This is a genomic window from Roseburia sp. TF10-5, assembly GCF_003462365.1.
In the GTDB taxonomy this organism is placed as follows: domain Bacteria; phylum Bacillota; class Clostridia; order Lachnospirales; family Lachnospiraceae; genus Roseburia; species Roseburia faecis.
Map to the genome: position 1 here is coordinate 110451 of NZ_QTYW01000003.1, position 18119 is coordinate 128569.

Below are 18119 nucleotides of genomic sequence, written 5' to 3' on the forward strand. Positions count from 1 at the left end.
TCACTTCCTTGCTATCAGCTTATAGCCTAATCCTTTAATGGTTATCAGGGACACGGGTTTTGATGGATCGGTTTCAATCTTTTCCCGGACGCGCCGGACATGAGCATTGAGGCTGTTTTCGTAGCCAAAAGGATTATCCCCCCAGAGGGCTTCACAAAGCGCATCTACGGTAACGATCTTTCCAGCATTACGGGCAAGCGTTTCAAGTAAAGTATGTTCTTTGGCTGTCAGGGAGATAATCTCGCTGCCCTTATGGACTTCGGCCCGGCTGAAATCAATCGTACATCCATCCAAAACAAGCAGCGGTGAATCCTCTTTGTAGGTCCGCCGCAGTACCGCATAGATACGCAGTAACAGTTCCTGCGGCATAAAGGGCTTAGAAATGTAGTCATCTGCACCAAGCCCCAATCCCGATAATTTGTCTGCTGCTTCGTCCTTTGCTGTTAAGAAAATGATCGGCACATTGGTAAAAGTGCGGAAATGTTGCATCAGAGAAAAGCCATCCCCATCCGGCAGCATGACATCCAAAACAATTAAATCGGGAGTTTCCTCTTTTGCGGTCAAAATAGCTTCTTTGACCGTCATTGCGGTAAGGACAGTTTCAAATCCTGCATCTTTCAATATATCTGAAACCATTTTCAATAGTTCCTGTTCATCATCTACCAACAGGAGCCTTTTAGTATGTAAAAAGGAATTATCCATAGCAGTTTCTCCAATCTGATTTTATTTGTTTCTATTATATCATGGGCTGTCCATTCTGCGTTCTTGTTCCTTGAAAAGTAAGGTAAAAGTAAGGACGGGAGAATGTAGATGTCAGGTTGAAGTTGTACCATAGAAGCATCGAAAGGAGATGTTTCTATGGACTATATCATTACAACGGAACAGTTGACCAAGAAATATAAGAACTTCACTTCGGTCAATCATGTTTCGCTTCATATTCGCAAGGGCAGCATTTATGGTTTTCTTGGCCCGAACGGGGCAGGCAAATCCACTACCATGAAAATGCTGTTGGGGTTGACCGCTCCCACAAAAGGCAGCTTTACCATTGATGGGAAACAGTTTCCGCAGGATCGGATTGCCATTCTCAAAGAAATCGGCTCATTCATCGAAGCGCCGTCTTTCTACGCGAATCTCACCGGGCGGGAAAATCTTGACATTATCCGCCGCATTTTGGGACTGCCGAAAGCTGATGTGGAAGATGCTCTGGAACTGGTAGGGCTGACCGAGTTTGGCGACCGGCTGGCAAAACAGTATTCGCTGGGAATGAAGCAGCGTTTGGGCCTTGCCGGGGCACTCTTGGGGCGTCCGCCGATTCTGATTCTGGACGAACCCACAAACGGTCTTGACCCGTCCGGTATCCACGAAATCCGCAATCTGGTAAAATCCTTGCCCAGCCTTTACGACTGCACGGTGCTGATCTCGTCCCATATGCTGTCGGAAATCGAGTTGATTGCGGATGACATCGGGATTCTCAACCACGGGCGGCTGCTGTTTGAAGGCAGCATGAATGATCTGCGTCAATACGCCCTGCAATCCGGCTTCGCTGCGGACAATCTGGAAGATGTGTTCCTTTCTATGGTTGAGAAAGATAACATGGACAGAAAGCAGAGGGCAAAATTATGAAAACGCTGGCAATCGAACTTCGGAAAGAAAAGCGAACCGGCGTGATTCCCGTGCTGCTGGCCGTTGGTGTCTTGGGAGCCGCCTACGCATTTGTCAATTTCATTGTACGGAAAGACACACTTCTGAATCTGCCGCTGGCCCCGATGGATGTCTTGTTGACCCAGCTCTACGGCATGATTATGGTGCTGAATCTGTTCGGTATCGTGGTTGCTACCTGCATGATCTACAACATGGAATTTAAGGGAAGTGCCGTAAAGAAGATGTATATGCTTCCCGTCAGCGTCCCGGCCATGTATCTGTGCAAATTTCTGATTCTGACGGTCATATTTTTGGTTGCAATCGTGCTGCAAAACCTGGCACTTGCACAGATTGGAATGACGGACTTGCCGGACGGAGCATTTGAGATGGGTACGCTGGTACGCTTTGCCGGATACTCTTTTCTCACATCCATGCCGGTACTGTCGTTTATGCTGTTGATTTCCTCGCGCTTTGAAAATATGTGGGTGCCGCTTGGAATTGGTGTTGCCGGTTTTCTGAGTGGTATAGCCCTTGCAAATTCGGGGCTGACGCTTTTGCTGGTGCATCCTTTTGTGATTATTCTGAAACCAGCAGTAGCCATGAGCGCCCAGCCTGATTCGACGGTTGCCCTTGTCGCTTTGGTGGAAACACTGTTGTTCCTTGCTGTGGGCTTGTGGCTGGCGAAGTACAGACGCTACGAGTAAGGAGGGATAATAAGAAATGAGCTTTTTGGATTTACTCAAAATCGAGTTTATGAAAGTAAAACGCTCCAAAATCGTACCCCTGATTTTCATTGCACCTTTATTGGTGGTGGTTTCCGGGGTTGCGAGTTTGAGCAACTACTTTACACCGGAATACACCAATGCGTGGCCTGCCATGTTTATTCAAAGTGCGCTTGTTTACGCCTACTATCTGCTTCCATTCAGCATGATCGTGGTTTGCGTGATGATCGCAGGACGAGAAACAGGAAATAACGGGATTCTGAAAATGCTGGCGCTGCCGGTCAGCCGCTGCGCATTATCCATTGCCAAATTCTGTGTGCTTACCTTTTATCTGTTTATGGAGATGGTGGCGTTTCTTGTCGTATTTGTAATCGCTGGGTTGATTGCGACACAGACAATGGGAGTAACAGAAACCCTGCCGATCCTATATCTTCTGAAATGGTGCTTGGGGCTGTTTCTGACTATGCTGCCGTGCATTGCGGCTATGTGGGCCATCACTGTGCTGTTTGAAAAGCCGCTTCTTTCTGTGGGATTAAATCTGTTGCTTGTGATTCCCGGTGTATTGGTTGCGAATACGCCGCTGTGGATCGCCTACCCGTACTGTTACAGCGGTTATCTCGTTTCCTGCTCTCTCCATGACTTTACAGCAGAAACTTCCGACGCCGCTTTTTCGGTGTTTCCGTTCCTGCCATGCGCGGTTGTAGTGTTTGGCCTGTTTTTCGTGCTGGCTGTCACCCAATTTGGGAAAAAAGAAATGAGGTAAAACTATGGAAAAGAAAAAACTTCAATCAGTTAGTATCGCTGCGCTCATTGTGAGCATCCTACCGCTGGCGGCTCTTGCCCCATCGCTTCTGCACCTTTCGCTGTCGGATGGAGCCCGAACCGCTTGGGCCGGAGCCAATGTCGTTTTTGTCCTGCTGGGCCTGATTCTTTCGGTGGTATGTGTGCGGAGCAGGGAAAGCCGCAGCATTAAAGATACTTCCTCACGACCCGCCAAAGACTTGGAGTGAACGATTGATTTTTGCTAAAAACAAGTTATAATTTAAGATAGAAAGGCTAAAAGCAGTTTGAAAATTCAACTGCTTTTTTTGTAGGAAAAACAGGGAGTATCAACATGATCAGATTTTATGCAAATCAGGCAGGGTATCTGCCGAAAGGCCACAAGATTGTAGTACTTGCGCAGGAAAACCGCGCGGATGAAATGGAAAAAATGCAGGACAAAAAGGTGTCCCTCTGGAATGAAAAAGGAGAGCAGACCGCTGTAAAACAGGCAGTGTACGCAGGCGTTGATGAGAGCGCAGAAGATAAAGTATGGCACATTGACTTTTCCGATCTTACAGAGGAAGGAACTGTAACATTTCAGGATGGGGAAGGTGCGGTTCTCGGAAGCTGTATCATCAGCAGCAAGGCATACCATACATTGAACCAGACGCTGTGTAAAGCACTGTATTTCCAGCGTTGTGGGATGGCACTGGAAGAAACCTTTGCCGGAAAATTCAGGCGTTGTACCTGTCACACGGGCACAGCGGTACGGCTGGAAGACTATCTGGAAAGAAAAGAAAATGCAAAACAGTATGAGGTGACCGGAGGCTGGCACGATGCCGGGGATTATGGCAGATATACCACAGCAGCGGCTACAGCGCTTGCACACATGATCTATGCGCAGCAGCTCTTTCCGGAGAGTTTCACCGAAAACTTAAATATTCCGGAAAGCAACGATGCGATGCCGGATGTCTTAAGTGAGTGCCTGTATGAGCTGCGCTGGCTTTTGAAAATGCAGATGGAGGATGGAAGTGTCTGCCATAAGCTGACTTCGATGCGCCATGCAAATTTTGTGATGCCGTGTGAGGACAAACGGCAGATGATCCTGTTTCCGGCATCGACAATGGCGGCAGCGGATTTTGCAGCGGTCATGGCACTGGCATCCCGCGTGTACCGGACATGGGAGCCTGCGTTTGCAGCGGAAGTGGAGGATGCCGCAGTGCGTGCGTGGGACTGGCTGATGCAGCATCCACAGTTTATCGGATTTGAAAATCCAGCAGGCTGCAATACCGGCGGCTATGAGGATACCTCGGATCTGGATGAGCGGCTCTGGGCGGCAGCGGAACTGTATGTGACCACGGGCAACGCCGCATATCTGGACAAGCTGGAGGACTATTTAAAAACAAACGAAAATCCAACCGATATGGGCTGGGTGGATGTGTCCGGTCTGGCGGGACTTTCCTGTCTGTTTGGGGCAAAGAAAAAAGAAGCAAAGGAAACACAGCGTTTTCAGGTATGCCAGCAGAAATTCCGGCAGGCATTTTTAAACGAGGCAGATAAAATCTGTGACATTGCAGATGTCAGCGGATATTTTGTCGCGCTGACAAAAGAAGAATATGGCTGGGGCAGCAACATGGTCGTGCTCAACCGCGCCATGATCCTTGCAGTTGCGCATCTTCTGACCGGGGAAGCGCGTTACCAGAAAATGGCACAGGCGCAGATGGACTATATTCTTGGTGTGAATGCAACCGGCTACAGTTATGTGACTGCCGTGGGAACAAAAAGCTGTCAGAATCCGCATAACCGTGTGACTGTTTCGGATGGAATCGACGAGACTATTCCGGGATTTGTGGTGGGCGGTCCAAACTCCGCTCCGGTGGATGAAAAGGCAGAGTGGCTGATCACACCGGATACACCGCCGATGAAATGTTTTCTGGATGTATGGGAGTGTTATTCGCTGAATGAAATTACGATTTACTGGAACTCTCCGGCGATTTTTGTCGCTGCATTTTTAGATAAGGACGCATAAAAGGTTATGACAGGACTGTGGCAAATTAGTTTTGCACCGGTCCTTTTTTCTTTTTTGAAAAAATCTTTTCAGAATCCAAACTATTTTGTATCATATTTCGTATATCTGAGTGAACGGAGATAAAGGCGGTGAACATGCATGCAGACGGACAACCAGTTAATCCGCAGAATTAAGAAAAAACAGGATAAAAAAGCGGCGGATGAACTGATCCGGCGATACTACCGGGAAATCTATGCGTTTACCTACCGGCAGACCGGAGAGAGGGAACTTGCGCTTGATCTGACACAGGAAATTTTTATTACGGTTTTGCAGGGGATTTATGCGTTTGATGAGAAAAAGGCGGGCTTCCGCACCTGGGCATACCGTGTGGCAGCCAACAGGATCACGGATTATTATCGCAGTAAAAGTTATAAAAAGGAAAAACTGCAGCAGCCCCTGCAATGGGAAACAGAGGAGGAAAAAACTGTGCGTGATCTGGCGGAGCATATGGTTCAAAAAGAAGAGATTCGCCGGATTATGGATATTGTCGTTTCCTATGAGCGCGAATGGATTCGCATTTTTCAGAAAAAATGCTTTGAGGAGAAAACATTTGCGCAGATTGCAGAGGAGATGGATCTTGCGGAGAGTACCGTAAAGACCCGGTTTTACCAGATGTTAAAAAGGATTCGGCAGGAGGTGCAAAGATGAAGGAAAAGGAATGGGAGAAAGAACAGAAGATACCACTGCTTCCAGTAGAATTCCCGGAGGATAGCGTTATGCAGAAGGAATGTCGTGCGATTGTGGAAAAAGCAATACCAAAGCGGCAGAGTCTGTGGGAAAGAATCAAAGAAATTTACTGGGGACCGGGCATTCGTGCCATATTTTATCAGAGCGGAAGTATCTGGCTTATTGTTGCCTGTCTGTATCTGGGAATCGGATGGCTCGGACAGTTGTATGCCAAGCAGCCCGAAACGCAGAGGATGATTGTGTTTTTAGGATTTCCTGTCTGTTTTCTGGTGTTTGCGGCACTGGCATGGTGGCTGGATGCGCAGAACCACATGCAGGAGCTGATCGGCTCGCTTCACTATTCCAAGAGCTATCTGTCGGGACTTCGCATGCTGTATGCAGGCGTGATCATGATACTGGTCAATGTGGCCGGAGAAGCTTTATTTACGGATGTTTCGGGAAAAGCATTTGTGAGTATGGTTCTGCTGGGAAGCAGCAGTGTGTTTTTGTTTGCTTCGGTCTGTGTATATGCCTGTCACAAAGGTGCGGGTGGTCTGTTTTATGCAGGTCTGATCGCAGTCTGGGCGTGTGTGTGTGTGATTGCAAGGTTTGCGGAAACTGGCGTGCAGATGTTTCTTTTTACATCGGTTCCGCTGGCGGTGCACGGCGCGGTCACTGCCGCAAGCTTTTGTCTTTTGTTCGTATCAATAGGAAAGGTGGAGAAAAAAGATGCTTACTCTTTCGCATGTTAGCAAAAGTTACGGAAAATTTCCGGCGGTGGAAGACATCAGTTTTGAGATGGAGCATGGGCTTTACGGAATGCTTGCCCCAAACGGTGCGGGAAAGACAACTCTCATAAAAATGATTGCAACACTGCTGGTTCCTACTCAGGGAGAAATTTTATGGGATGGGATTCCTGTTGCAAAACTCGGGGAAAAATACCGGGATCTGCTGGGGTATCTGCCGCAGCAGTTTGGATATTACAAAAACAACACACCCGTGCAGTATCTGGATTATCTGGCAGCACTTAAAAATATGCCAAAGCAGACCGCAAAAGAAAAGATAGAACAACTGCTTGAATTGGTCGGACTTTCTGATGTGGCAGACAAAAAAATGAAAAAATTTTCCGGAGGAATGATCCAGCGGGTGGGAATTGCACAGGCAATGTTAAATGATCCGAAAATTCTGATACTGGATGAACCGACTGCGGGGCTTGATCCCAAGGAGCGGGCGCGCTTCCGCAATATCCTGTCAACGTTGTCAAAGAACCGGATCGTCATTCTTTCCACGCATATTGTGTCGGATATTGAGTCGAATGCCAATCAGGTGATTCTGTTAAAAGAACGTAAACTATACCGGATGGACACGGTTTCCAATATTTGTAAAACGCTTGATGGAAAGGTGTATGAGTGTGTGATGGAAGACCGTGCGTTTGATGCATTTCAAGACACGCATCTGATTCTTTCTGTGCGGCAGGAGCAGGAACATATGCAGGTGCGTTATTACAGCAGCAAGCCAGAGGAAGGCAGCAGGAATTGTACGCCGAATCTGGAAGATGTATTTCTGGTTACTTATCAGGAGGAACCGGCATGAAAATATTGATAAAAGAATGTAAAAAAATCATGGATATCCGGGTATTGCTTGTTATAGCAGTATTTACGGTGCTGTTTTATCATTTGTTTTTAGAAGTGACGATTTATCCGGCGGGAGGGCAGACAACAAATTCCCCGTATGATATGCCGTTTTACGCCGAACTGATCGAAAGCTGGGGAACTTCGCTGCCGCGTGAGGACTGGTCGAAGCTGGATGAAAAAAGAAAAGAACTGGAAGAGGCATACACCCGGATCATTGCGGCGGATCCGGTTCTTGCAGATGCAAAAATTACGAATTATCAGGAATTTTCGAAGACACAGGAAACATTTTTTGATAAGGATACTTTAACCGATGAGGAAAAGAAAATCGATCAGGAACTGTCGCGTCTGGTCTTTGAGGATTCAAAAGGGTCAAAACTGTTTTTTGAACTTCAGGTGCTCGATCGGCTGGATGAACACAAAAATTTACAGAATGGAGACAGTATCTCTCTAATGCCGGGTGGAATTTTTTATATTGTAGAAAAAGATATGAGAATGATGGGAATTCTGCTTCTGATTTGTTTTGCAATCCTTGCACTGCCGTATCTGATACGGGAACGGTTATGTCATGTGCTGCCGTTGTATGCAACGACTGCTACCGGGCGGAAACTTTTTGACAGGCAGTTTCAGGCACTTGTGGCCTGCTGCGGTTTTGTGGGAATCGTACAATTTGGTATTTATGTACTGGTTTATGTCATAAAAGGACTGGCGGTATTCTGGAAAGGCGATTGTATCGATGATACGGGACTGCAGTTGTGGTGTAAAAATCTGCCATTTGGTTTCTATATGCTGCTTTACATGCTGCTGGTTTTTGTGTTTGTGCTGGCTGCGGTTGTTTTGATTTACCTGATCGGAAGAACGGCAGGCAATTACATTGCGGGAATTGCATTTGCCATTCCGGCATGCGCAGGAATTGGCTTTTTGCTGACACACATTTTTGTACATCTGTTTCAGAAGCCGATGGGTGAAAATATCCTGCCTTATTCAGAAGTGCTTTGGATTCTGGGGTGGATTTTGGCATGCGCGTGCGTGCTGTGGTGGAAAATGCACAGGGATCATTACAGAGATCTCTGACGATAGATGAGTGTAAAGGAGAGAAAGAATGCGCCTTTTGCAAAAAGAGTGTGGAAAATGTCTGCGGCATCCGTTTCTGTGGATTGTCTGTATCACATTCGGGCTGTTTCAGTTTTTGAGTATCTATACCTATGTGGGAAATGCCGGCATGAGAAAGGAACTGCGGCAGATGCATGTGGCTGTGACGGATGAGGAGACGGCAAGCCCGGAGTATGAAAGTGCCTATGCGGACTATAAAAAGACCTATGGCGGAATGTATGATACACTGGATATGCGTAAGATTCTGGAACAGAAAGAAAAAAAGAGTGGATATGAACCGCAAGGAGCCTGGGGAATGTGGATTGTGCGCAATTATGACCGATTGCAGAAGCGGGTGGAACAGATCAGAAAAACAGGGGAAGGCACGTATGCCTTTTATCCGGGAAGTTGGTATAAACTGCACTCCACTTTGTATGGAAAACTGTGGAAGAAGCTGATTTTGCAGACTGCGGTTCTGATGATTCTTTCGATGCTGTATCTGATGGATTATGAGAGGATATATAAGACGCAGGATCTGGTTTTAGCGACCACCACCGGAAAGAAAATGATGGAAAAGAAAATGCTTGCAGGAACGTTGTGCGGGCTGTTTTATGCAGGACTGCTTACAGTGTTTACCCTCTTGGTATTTTTTGCAGCGGTTCCGTTTCAGAACCTGTGGCATGTTCCGGTGGCGGCATGCATGGTTGCAGAGCCGCGGCTGCAGATGATGTATCCGTTTGTCACGTTCTGGCGGCTGGAGCAGTGGCGTTATTTTTTGCTTGCGCTGGTGGTGCTTGTGGGACTGCTTGGGATTGTTGCGGCTGTTACTGCCGCAGTGCAGTTGTTTTTACAGAACAGTTATTTTTCGTTTGCGGTATTGGGTCTTCTTTTTATGGGGGCATATCTGCTTGGCTATGTGCAGATGGGAAATGTGTGGGATCTTATCCGGGAATTCTTTAATCCCACAGTATTGTATGCAACCAGCGGAGGCTGGTTTATGGAAAATGATCTGTGCCTGTCGTTTGCAGGAAATGAATTTGCCGTGTTATTCTGCAGTGGAACGGCTGCGGTCTGCTTGATGGCTGTGGGAAAACGAAGATACCACCGGCTGGAAGTCTGATTGCCGTAAGGTATGCAGCAAAATCCGGTCATTTTTGATCATTTGTTCGCCCAGCTGATTGTGCACCATGCAAACGATTCTCAAGGAGTGAACAGGTATCAATGAAAACAGAAGAGCCATCCCTGGGTGATATACCGGGATGGCTCCATTTCTCATAATTCGGTACTTATATTATATGAGAAATCAGAAGAAAATACAATGGAAACCCCAAAAACATAAATTATAATTTTCAAGTTTCGGTTGAACATTCATATAGAACTCTTTATAATAAAAAAGGGGAATGGCTGAAAAAGCCATTTTCCTTTTTTCATGAAGAAACTGAGAATAGAAAGAGGTAATGAATGAAGACAGCATTTCAGATTTTCCGCAGGGATGTGCGACGTCTGTTAAAAAACCGTGCCGCGACACTGGTTATGATCGGCGTATGTCTCCTGCCGTCTTTGTATGCATGGTTTAATATTGCCGCAAACATGGACCCGTATGCAAATACTTCGGGAATCAGGGTGGCAATTGCCAATTGCGATACAGGAACCAAAACCGACGTGATCACGATGAATGCAGGCGATTCGATTGTTGAAAAACTGAAAGAAAACAAGTCGCTGGGCTGGCAGTTTGTCAGTGAAGAGAAAGCAAAAGAAGGTGTTCAGGCAGGAGATTACTATGCGGCAATTGTCATTCCGGAGAATTTCAGCAGTTCCCTGGTAAGTATTCTCTCCGGAGACCTGAAACGCCCGAAGCTGGACTATTATGTGAATGAAAAGAAAAATGCCATTGCACCGAAGATTACGGATACCGGTGCGACAACGGTGCAACAGCAGATCAACGACACATTTTCCGCCACGGCATCTTCGGCAGTATCAGAAATTGTAAAGTCTTCCGCAGACAGTATTACCAGAGGACTGGACGATACACAGTCGGAACTGACATCTGCCATTACCGAAGTTCAGAATAATTTAACGGATTATCAGAAGCTGGTAAAAGAATTTCAGAAAAAAGTAGATAAATCCGATGCACAGATCAAAGAACTCAAGGAGTCTTTGGATCAGGTGGATGAGGCAGCAAAGGACAGCTCTTCTTCTTTAAAAGAAACTTCTGTATTGCTGGAAAAAAGTCAGACGGCACTTGGAAAATTTTATAAACAGTTCTCCAATGGGCTGACCGGCGGGGAAGTTTTTCTGGATGAAGTTTCGTCCTCGGCTTCTAAGAGTCTGAATAGGTTTGAGATAAAGGCAGATAAGGCAAATCTTGCGGTTGGGGAAAGTCTCGATACGATCACCCGGATCAATGAGAAAAATGCCCAGCTTCTCAAAGATCTGGAAAAGTTAAATCAGAATCTTGGAAAAGATACACAGTTATCAGCATCTGTCGGACAGGAAATCTCACAGCTGCAGACGCAGAGCATTTCTGCGCAGAAACTGGTAAATTCATTGAAAAGTGCAAATACCAGTATGCGGAAAGTGTTAAAGAATTCCAAAGATACGAGAAGTTCACTGGAAACGCTTGCAGAGGATAACCGTGAGAGTTTTCAGGACAGCAGGATCGATTTCAGCAAAAATATTTACCCGCAGCTGGACCAGTCACTGGAAGGTCTGGCGAATGTAAGCGGGGATCTGTCAACAACCTTACATAGCATAACATCCATGACAAAACAGATGAGAGATCTGCTGGATCAGTTAAAATCTGCATTGCACAGCAGCTCCAAAGTACTTACGCAGACGGGCAATGTTATGGACCAGGTGGATCAGAAACTGCAGAAAATTGTCACGGATCTGCAGACACTGCAGAATTCGGATATGTATCAGAATATCCTGTCACTGGAAAAGATTGATGCCAAAGACATTTCCGATTTTATGTCTTCTCCGGTAAATATAAAGACGGATGTCCTGTATGAGGTGGAAAATTACGGAACAGGAATGACCCCGTTTTATACAAACCTGGCACTCTGGGTAGGTGGACTGATACTGGTTTCTATTTTAAAACAGGAAGTAGACCGGGACAAAGAAGTGCCGGATTTTACACCGACAAGTGCGTATTTCGGGCGTATTCTGCTGTTTCTTATCATAGGACTGATTCAGGGAGCTATCGTATGTGCGGGAGATATTATTCTGCTGAAAGTACAGTGTCTGCATCCGGTAAAATTTATTCTTGCCGGAATGTTAACTTCCTTTGTTTATGTGAATCTGATCTTTGCACTGGCATCGACGTTTAAACACATGGGAAAAGCACTGGCGGTTCTTCTGGTAATTTTACAGATTCCGGGTTCTTCCGGAACGTATCCGATTGAAATGATGCCGGAATTTTTCCAGAAACTTCATCCGCTGCTTCCGTTTTCTTATTCAATCAGCGCAATGCGGGAGTGTATTGCCGGATACTATCATCATACTTATAGAAGCAGCCTTGGAAAACTGCTGGTATTTTTACTGGTTGCATTGTTTATCGGGCTTGTACTCCGTCCGCTTCTGATGAATCTGAATCATCTGTTTGATGTCAGACTTGCAGAAACCGATCTGATGATCTGTGAGACGGATTCCAAAGGCAGGGATAATCCACAGCTGCAGCGGATTATGCAGGTGATTATGAAAGATGATGCGTGGAGAAAGAAATTAACAGAGAAAACACTCGCATTTGAAAAATATTATCCGGTCATGGTACGCTCCGGTTTTATCTGTATGATGGTCATACCACTCGTATTTCTGATTTTGATGTTTAGTCTGGAATCCAAACTGGTTTATCTGATTTTGTGGATCGTTTCTTTACTTGCACTGATACTGTATCTGCTGATTGTGGAATATCTACATGAAGAGATGAAAAAGAAATCTGTTTTGGGAGAGATGAGTTCCGAGGAACTGATGAAAATTTTGAAGGGGGAGAACAACAAATGAAAAACATTCTGAAAATTTTCATCAGCGATGTAAAACGGATTCGCAAAAATGTAATCGCAATGATTGTTGTCATCGGTGTCCTTGTCGTTCCGTGTCTGTATGCATGGTTTAATATTGCGGCAAGCTGGGATCCGTATAACAATACGGGAAATTTAAAGGTCGCGGTGGCAAGTGTGGATGAGGGATATACCGGAAGTCTGATTCCTCTTGAGATTAATGTAGGGGAACAGGTGATTTCCGCACTAAGGGAAAATACACAGATGGACTGGGTATTTACCAGCAAAGAAAAGGCAATGGAGGGGGTAAAATCCGGACAATATTATGCGGCGATTGTTGTTCCGGAGAAATTCAGTACCCAGATGATGAGTCTGTTTTCCGATCAGATTCAAAAGCCGGAAATTATTTACTATTCCAATGCCAAGGAAAATGCGATTGCACCAAAAGTGACCGACAAGGGTGCAACCGCGATCCAGAAACAGGTGAATCAGGTATTTATACAGACAATATCCGACACGGCAATGACGGTGTTTCAGTCGGTCTCTAATATGGCTGAGGCAAACGGAGCAGACCGACTGGTGGATAATCTGATTCACAATCTTGAGGATGCATCGGATGACATGGATATGACTGCATCCACGCTGGAAACTTTTTCAGGGATTACGTCTTCTGCCCAGTCCCTGCTGAATACGTCTTCTGATTTTTTAAAAGAACTGAAAACAGAGTCTGCGGATGGAAAACAGATTCTGGAAAATTCCAAAAAGACGTTTACCGATATGAAAACGACAATAAGCAGTGCGACCGAGAGCGTGGGCAAAGCACTGAAAGCAGGCAAAAAGGTATATTCTGAAATAAAACTGCTTTTGGATCAGACGGTGGAAGATGGAATAAATGGCAGTGAGGATACGGTGGATACCCTTGTAAAAGCAGCAAAGACGGTGGATAAAAACATCAAGTCATTTACAACACTCCGGGATAATCTGATCAAGCTTTCGGAAAAACATCCGGAAACCGATTCCTCATTAGGACCTATGATTGAAAAGATCAACCGTTCTATTGAAAAACAGGAAGAACTGCGGGATGATCTGACCGATACTGCGGCTTCCATGAAGAAGTCCACTACAGGTCTGATTTCTGACAAGAAAGCTTTGGATGCCCTTGTAAAAGAAAATCAGAAACGTCTGCAGCAGATCAGCAAAGAATATGAAAATGATGTAAAAGGAACTTTGCAGAAACTTGCAGATTCGGTCAAAGATACCTCTGCAGATCTTACAGGTCTGACGAAACAGATCAATGCAAGTGCAAAGGGTGTTTACACGTTAACGGACACCGCAGGATCGGATCTGTCAGAAATACAGACCTGTCTGGATGATTCTGGTAAACTTTTACGCAAATCTGCAAATAAAATAAAAAAGATTACGGATAAGCTTACGAAAGCAAAAGACAACGGGGATTATGCGGATCTGGAACATATGATCTATGATGATAAGTCCGGGGTCAGTGCCTTCCTGTCGGCACCAGTGGAACTGAATACGAAGAAAATTTATCCGATTGATAATTATGGTTCTTCCATGGCACCGTTTTATTCGACACTTTCTATCTGGATCGGCGGAATCGTGTTGGTTGCAATGTTAAAAGTGACCGTTTCCGAGGAAAGCATAAAAAAGATGGGACTGAAAAAGGTCAGAATTCATGAAATTTATCTTGGACGCTGGATCATATTTCTGATCCTTGGTCTGTTGCAGAGTACGCTGATTGCACTGGGAGATCTGTATTATCTTGGGATTCAGTGTGCGCATACGTTCCTGTTTTTATTTGGTTGCTGGTTTTCAAGTATAGTCTATGTCACGATCAGTTATACGCTGACGGTTTCATTTGGAGATATCGGAAAAGCAGGCAGTGTGGTTTTACTTGTTATGCAGGTTGCGGGAACCGGTGGAACTTTCCCGATTGAATGTGCTCCGAAATTTTTCCGGGCAGTGTATCCGCTTCTGCCGTTTACCCACAGCATGGCAGCCCTGCGGGAATCGGTTGGCGGATGTTATGGGAACGATTACTGGATAGATCTGGCAAAACTGGGCATCTTCCTGGTGATTGCACTTTTTATGGGACTTGTACTTCGCAAACCGATCATTCGGATGAACGAAGCATTTACCGAGCAGCTGGAGGAAACAAAAATAATTTAAGCAGGAAATGAGGGCAGAATTGTTTTATTTTTGCGCAGTAATGTGAAAGAAAATTCCGCAAAAATGCCGTATAATGCAGGTATTCAAATATGAGAGAGGCAAGGAGGATATGGTATTGAATAAGGCATGGTGGAAAGAAGCGGTTGTATATCAGATTTATCCGCGGAGTTTTATGGATTCAAATGGAGACGGCATCGGGGATCTCAATGGTATTACAGAAAAATTAGAGTACCTCAAAGAACTTGGAATTGATGTGATCTGGCTGTCCCCGGTTTATCAGTCACCGAATGATGACAATGGATATGATATCAGCGATTATCAGGCAATCATGGAAGAATTCGGAACCATGGAAGATTATGACAGGATGCTTGCACGGGCACATGAGCTGGGAATTAAGATTATGATGGATCTGGTTGTCAATCATACATCCGATGAGCATGCATGGTTTGTGGAAAGTAGAAAGAGCGTGGATAATCCATACCGCGATTTTTATATCTGGAGAAAAGGAAAAGACGGAAAAGAGCCGAATAACTGGGGATCCTGTTTCAGTGGTTCGGCATGGAAATATGACCCACAGACAGATATGTATTTCCTGCATCTGTTTTCGAAAAAACAGCCGGATCTCAACTGGGACAATCCAAAAGTGCGGGATCAGGTATTTGAGATGATGAACTGGTGGTGTGAAAAAGGCATTGATGGATTCCGTATGGACGTGATCAGCCTGATTTCCAAACCGGAAGGACTGCCGGATGGAATTCCGGGAGAAACCGGATACGCAGACAGTGGTTGTGCGAACGGTCCGCATGTACATGAGTATTTAAAAGAAATGAACCGGAAAGTGCTTTCCCATTATGATCTGATCACGGTAGGGGAGGCTGCCGGAGTGACGCTGGAAGAGGCAAAAAAATATGCCAATGCAGATGGCAGCGAACTGAACATGGTTTTCCAGTTCGAGCATATGGGAAGCGGACCGGAGGCAGACAACCGGTACGGTAAATGGGACAGCCATAAGATGCCGCTTCCGGTATGGAAGAAGATTTTATCCAGATGGCAGACCGGACTGGAAGGGAAAGCCTGGAACAGTTTGTTTTTATCCAATCATGATCAGCCGCGCTCGGTTTCCTGGTTTGGAAATGACAGTGAACAGTATCGGGAAATTTCAGCCAAAATGCTGGGAACCTGTCTGCATATGATGCAGGGAACGCCATATGTTTATCAGGGGGAAGAACTTGGCATGTGTAATGCTTATTTTGATCAGTTAGAGGATTACCGGGATATTGAAAGCCTGAATGCTTACAAAGAACTGACAGAAACCTGCGGTGTTTCCCATGAAGAAATGATGGGATATTTAAAGCGGATCAGCCGCGACAATGCGCGCACGCCGATGCAGTGGGATGACAGTGCAAATGCTGGTTTTACCACAGGAACTCCGTGGATTAAGGTAAACAGTAATTATCCAAAGGTTAATGCAAAACAGGAGGTCAGTGATCCGGATTCTGTCTTTTCGTACTACAAAAAACTGATTCGCCTTCGTCATGAAAACGAGATTATCGTTTATGGCGATTACGAACTGTTAGCACCGGAGGATGAGGCATTATTTATCTATACCAGAATGCTCGGGACGCAGCGGCTGATGGTGCTTTGTAATTTTACGGAAAAAGAAGTTGCCATTCCGGCAGAAGTAACGGAGCAGATTCCGGCAGATGCCAAGCTTTTGATCGGAAATTATTCCAAGCAGAAAGAAGAAGTGCTGCAGGCATATGAAGCACGGGTGTATGCTTATCATTTATAAATTTTAGAAAAGAAAAAGCATCCCAGGCTGGTGTAAATGGATGGGAAAAACAGATTGACTTGTATGATTTTCGGGCGTAAAATCCCCTGTGGAAATAGGAATTTTCACAGGGGATTTTGTTTTATGAATACATCAGACAGCAACTTTTTTGGAACAGAAAAAGTCAGCAGGATTCTGCTCAAGATTGCGCCACCGGTCATGCTCGCTCAGCTGATACAGGCTCTTTATAATATTGTTGACAGCCTGTTTGTCGGAAAATATTCGGAGAGTGGACTGACGGCACTTTCCATTATTTATCCATTGCAGCTTCTTATGATTGCCATTGCTGTAGGAACGGGAGTCGGGATCAATACGGCAATGGCACATTATCTGGGTGTACATGATGAGAAAAAAGCAAATGAATATGGCGGGATCGGAACACCGCTTACACTGGTTCTGTGGGTATTGTTTGCACTGATATGCTTCCTTTTTATGCCCGCATATGCAAGGATGTCTACGGATTCCCCGGAAGTCATAAAGGATGTGATTGTATACGGCCGGATCGTCTGCGTATTCAGCATCGGACTGTTTACCGAAAGTATCTGGACAAAGATTTTACAGGCGAATGGAGATATGCGGACACCGATGATTGCGCAGATTGTCGGGGCATTGGTCAATATCGCGCTGGACCCGTTATTTATTTTTGGACTGTTCGGGCTTCCGAAACTTGGGATTGCCGGAGCTGCCATCGCAACTGTTGTGGGACAGATTGTAGCGGCTCTTATCGTAATGAAAAAAGGGTTTCGCAAGTCTCCACCGCTTTCGGTGTATCCGCGGGATATCTGTTTTATTTATAAACTTGGAATTCCGAATATCCTTATGCAGTCGGCATATACCTTTTATATTCTCGGATTGAATCTGATTCTTGCAACCTTTTCCGATCAGGCAGTTACGGCACTGGGACTTTATTACAAGTGGCAGTCATTTTTCTTTATTCCGCTGGGGGCACTGCAGACCTGTATTGTGCCGGTGATCAGTTATAATTATGCATCGGGACGGATGGATCGCTGTAAGAAAACACTGTCCACTTCACTTGTGGGAGGAATGGGGCTGATGTTCATCGGAACGCTGGTTTTTAATCTGATTCCCGGACAGATGCTCCGTGTATTTACGAGTGATCCGCAGGTGATTGCGATTGGAACCGTTGGGTTTCATTTTGTGGGAATCAGTTTTATCCCGATGGTTACTTCCCTGATTTTTCCGGTATTTTTTCAGGCGGTTGGTGCAGCAGTCAAAAGTTCGCTTCTTACCGTCGTGCGCACGATGATTCTGTTTGTACCGCTCGGGTATTTATTTTCCCGTTTGGGACTGAATGATTTCTGGTTTACATTTCCGGTGACGGAAGTCATCACCACGCTGGTCGGGGTGTTCTTTTACCGGCGGTTTATGGCACAACAGAAGTGAAGAGTACCGATTGTATTTAGACAGAAAAAATAAATTAAAAAATGATTGCGATTTTTATAGAAATAGCATATTATAATATCAACAGGACTCCCCACACCTCTCACGTAAGTGATGTGT

General features: G+C 45.4%; 15 protein-coding genes. 14 read left to right on the plus strand and 1 reads right to left on the minus strand.

Annotated elements, in window-relative coordinates; genetic code table 11:
- A complete protein-coding gene (locus DXD06_RS04280; RefSeq protein WP_015515120.1) occupies window positions 1–702 on the minus strand; it encodes a response regulator transcription factor in 702 nt (233 codons plus the stop codon).
- A 156-nt stretch (window positions 703–858) separates the two neighbouring features.
- Between DXD06_RS04280 and DXD06_RS04285 the strand changes: the two genes are divergently transcribed.
- The 14 genes from DXD06_RS04285 (at window position 859) to DXD06_RS04350 (ending at window position 18002) form a co-directional block, all read left to right on the plus strand.
- Window positions 859–1623, plus strand: coding sequence for an ABC transporter ATP-binding protein (locus DXD06_RS04285; RefSeq protein WP_117830780.1), 765 nt, complete (start codon window positions 859–861; stop codon window positions 1621–1623).
- Window positions 1620–2345 carry an ABC transporter permease gene (locus DXD06_RS04290; protein WP_117830781.1) on the plus strand — a complete coding sequence of 242 codons (726 nt, stop codon included), beginning with the start codon at window positions 1620–1622 and terminating at the stop codon, window positions 2343–2345. Before DXD06_RS04285 ends, DXD06_RS04290 begins: the two co-directional genes overlap by 4 nt.
- 16 nt (window positions 2346–2361) lie before the next feature.
- Window positions 2362–3126 carry an ABC transporter permease gene (locus DXD06_RS04295; RefSeq protein ID WP_117830782.1) on the plus strand — a complete coding sequence of 255 codons (765 nt, stop codon included), beginning with the start codon at window positions 2362–2364 and terminating at the stop codon, window positions 3124–3126.
- A gap of 4 nt (window positions 3127–3130) precedes the next feature.
- Entirely contained in the window at window positions 3131–3373 is a 243-nt protein-coding gene (locus DXD06_RS04300; protein WP_117830783.1) for a hypothetical protein, read from the plus strand.
- A 104-nt stretch (window positions 3374–3477) separates the two neighbouring features.
- Window positions 3478–5154 carry a glycoside hydrolase family 9 protein gene (locus DXD06_RS04305; protein ID WP_117830784.1) on the plus strand — a complete coding sequence of 559 codons (1677 nt, stop codon included), beginning with the start codon at window positions 3478–3480 and terminating at the stop codon, window positions 5152–5154.
- A gap of 138 nt (window positions 5155–5292) precedes the next feature.
- Window positions 5293–5841, plus strand: coding sequence for an RNA polymerase sigma factor (locus DXD06_RS04310; RefSeq protein ID WP_055067087.1), 549 nt, complete (start codon window positions 5293–5295; stop codon window positions 5839–5841).
- The gene (locus tag DXD06_RS04315; RefSeq protein ID WP_117830785.1) at window positions 5838–6611 is read left to right on the plus strand and encodes a hypothetical protein; all 774 of its coding nucleotides are present in this window, start codon (window positions 5838–5840) and stop codon (window positions 6609–6611) included. The genes DXD06_RS04310 and DXD06_RS04315 overlap by 4 nt, the downstream gene beginning before the upstream one ends.
- Window positions 6589–7452 carry an ABC transporter ATP-binding protein gene (locus DXD06_RS04320; protein ID WP_117830786.1) on the plus strand — a complete coding sequence of 288 codons (864 nt, stop codon included), beginning with the start codon at window positions 6589–6591 and terminating at the stop codon, window positions 7450–7452. Before DXD06_RS04315 ends, DXD06_RS04320 begins: the two co-directional genes overlap by 23 nt.
- A complete protein-coding gene (locus DXD06_RS04325; RefSeq protein ID WP_117830787.1) occupies window positions 7449–8564 on the plus strand; it encodes a hypothetical protein in 1116 nt (371 codons plus the stop codon). The genes DXD06_RS04320 and DXD06_RS04325 overlap by 4 nt, the downstream gene beginning before the upstream one ends.
- 28 nt (window positions 8565–8592) lie before the next feature.
- The gene (locus DXD06_RS04330) at window positions 8593–9702 is read left to right on the plus strand and encodes a hypothetical protein (protein WP_117830788.1); all 1110 of its coding nucleotides are present in this window, start codon (window positions 8593–8595) and stop codon (window positions 9700–9702) included.
- Between the two features lie 341 nt (window positions 9703–10043).
- A complete protein-coding gene (locus tag DXD06_RS04335; RefSeq protein ID WP_117830789.1) occupies window positions 10044–12584 on the plus strand; it encodes a YhgE/Pip domain-containing protein in 2541 nt (846 codons plus the stop codon).
- The gene (locus tag DXD06_RS04340) at window positions 12581–14767 is read left to right on the plus strand and encodes a YhgE/Pip domain-containing protein (RefSeq protein WP_117830790.1); all 2187 of its coding nucleotides are present in this window, start codon (window positions 12581–12583) and stop codon (window positions 14765–14767) included. The genes DXD06_RS04335 and DXD06_RS04340 overlap by 4 nt, the downstream gene beginning before the upstream one ends.
- Window positions 14768–14882: 115 nt before the next feature.
- Window positions 14883–16559, plus strand: a complete 1677-nt coding sequence (locus DXD06_RS04345; protein WP_117830791.1) for a glycoside hydrolase family 13 protein — start codon at window positions 14883–14885, stop codon at window positions 16557–16559.
- Window positions 16560–16682: 123 nt separating this feature from the next.
- A complete protein-coding gene (locus DXD06_RS04350; protein ID WP_117830792.1) occupies window positions 16683–18002 on the plus strand; it encodes an MATE family efflux transporter in 1320 nt (439 codons plus the stop codon).
- The last annotated feature ends 117 nt before the right edge of the window (window positions 18003–18119 follow it).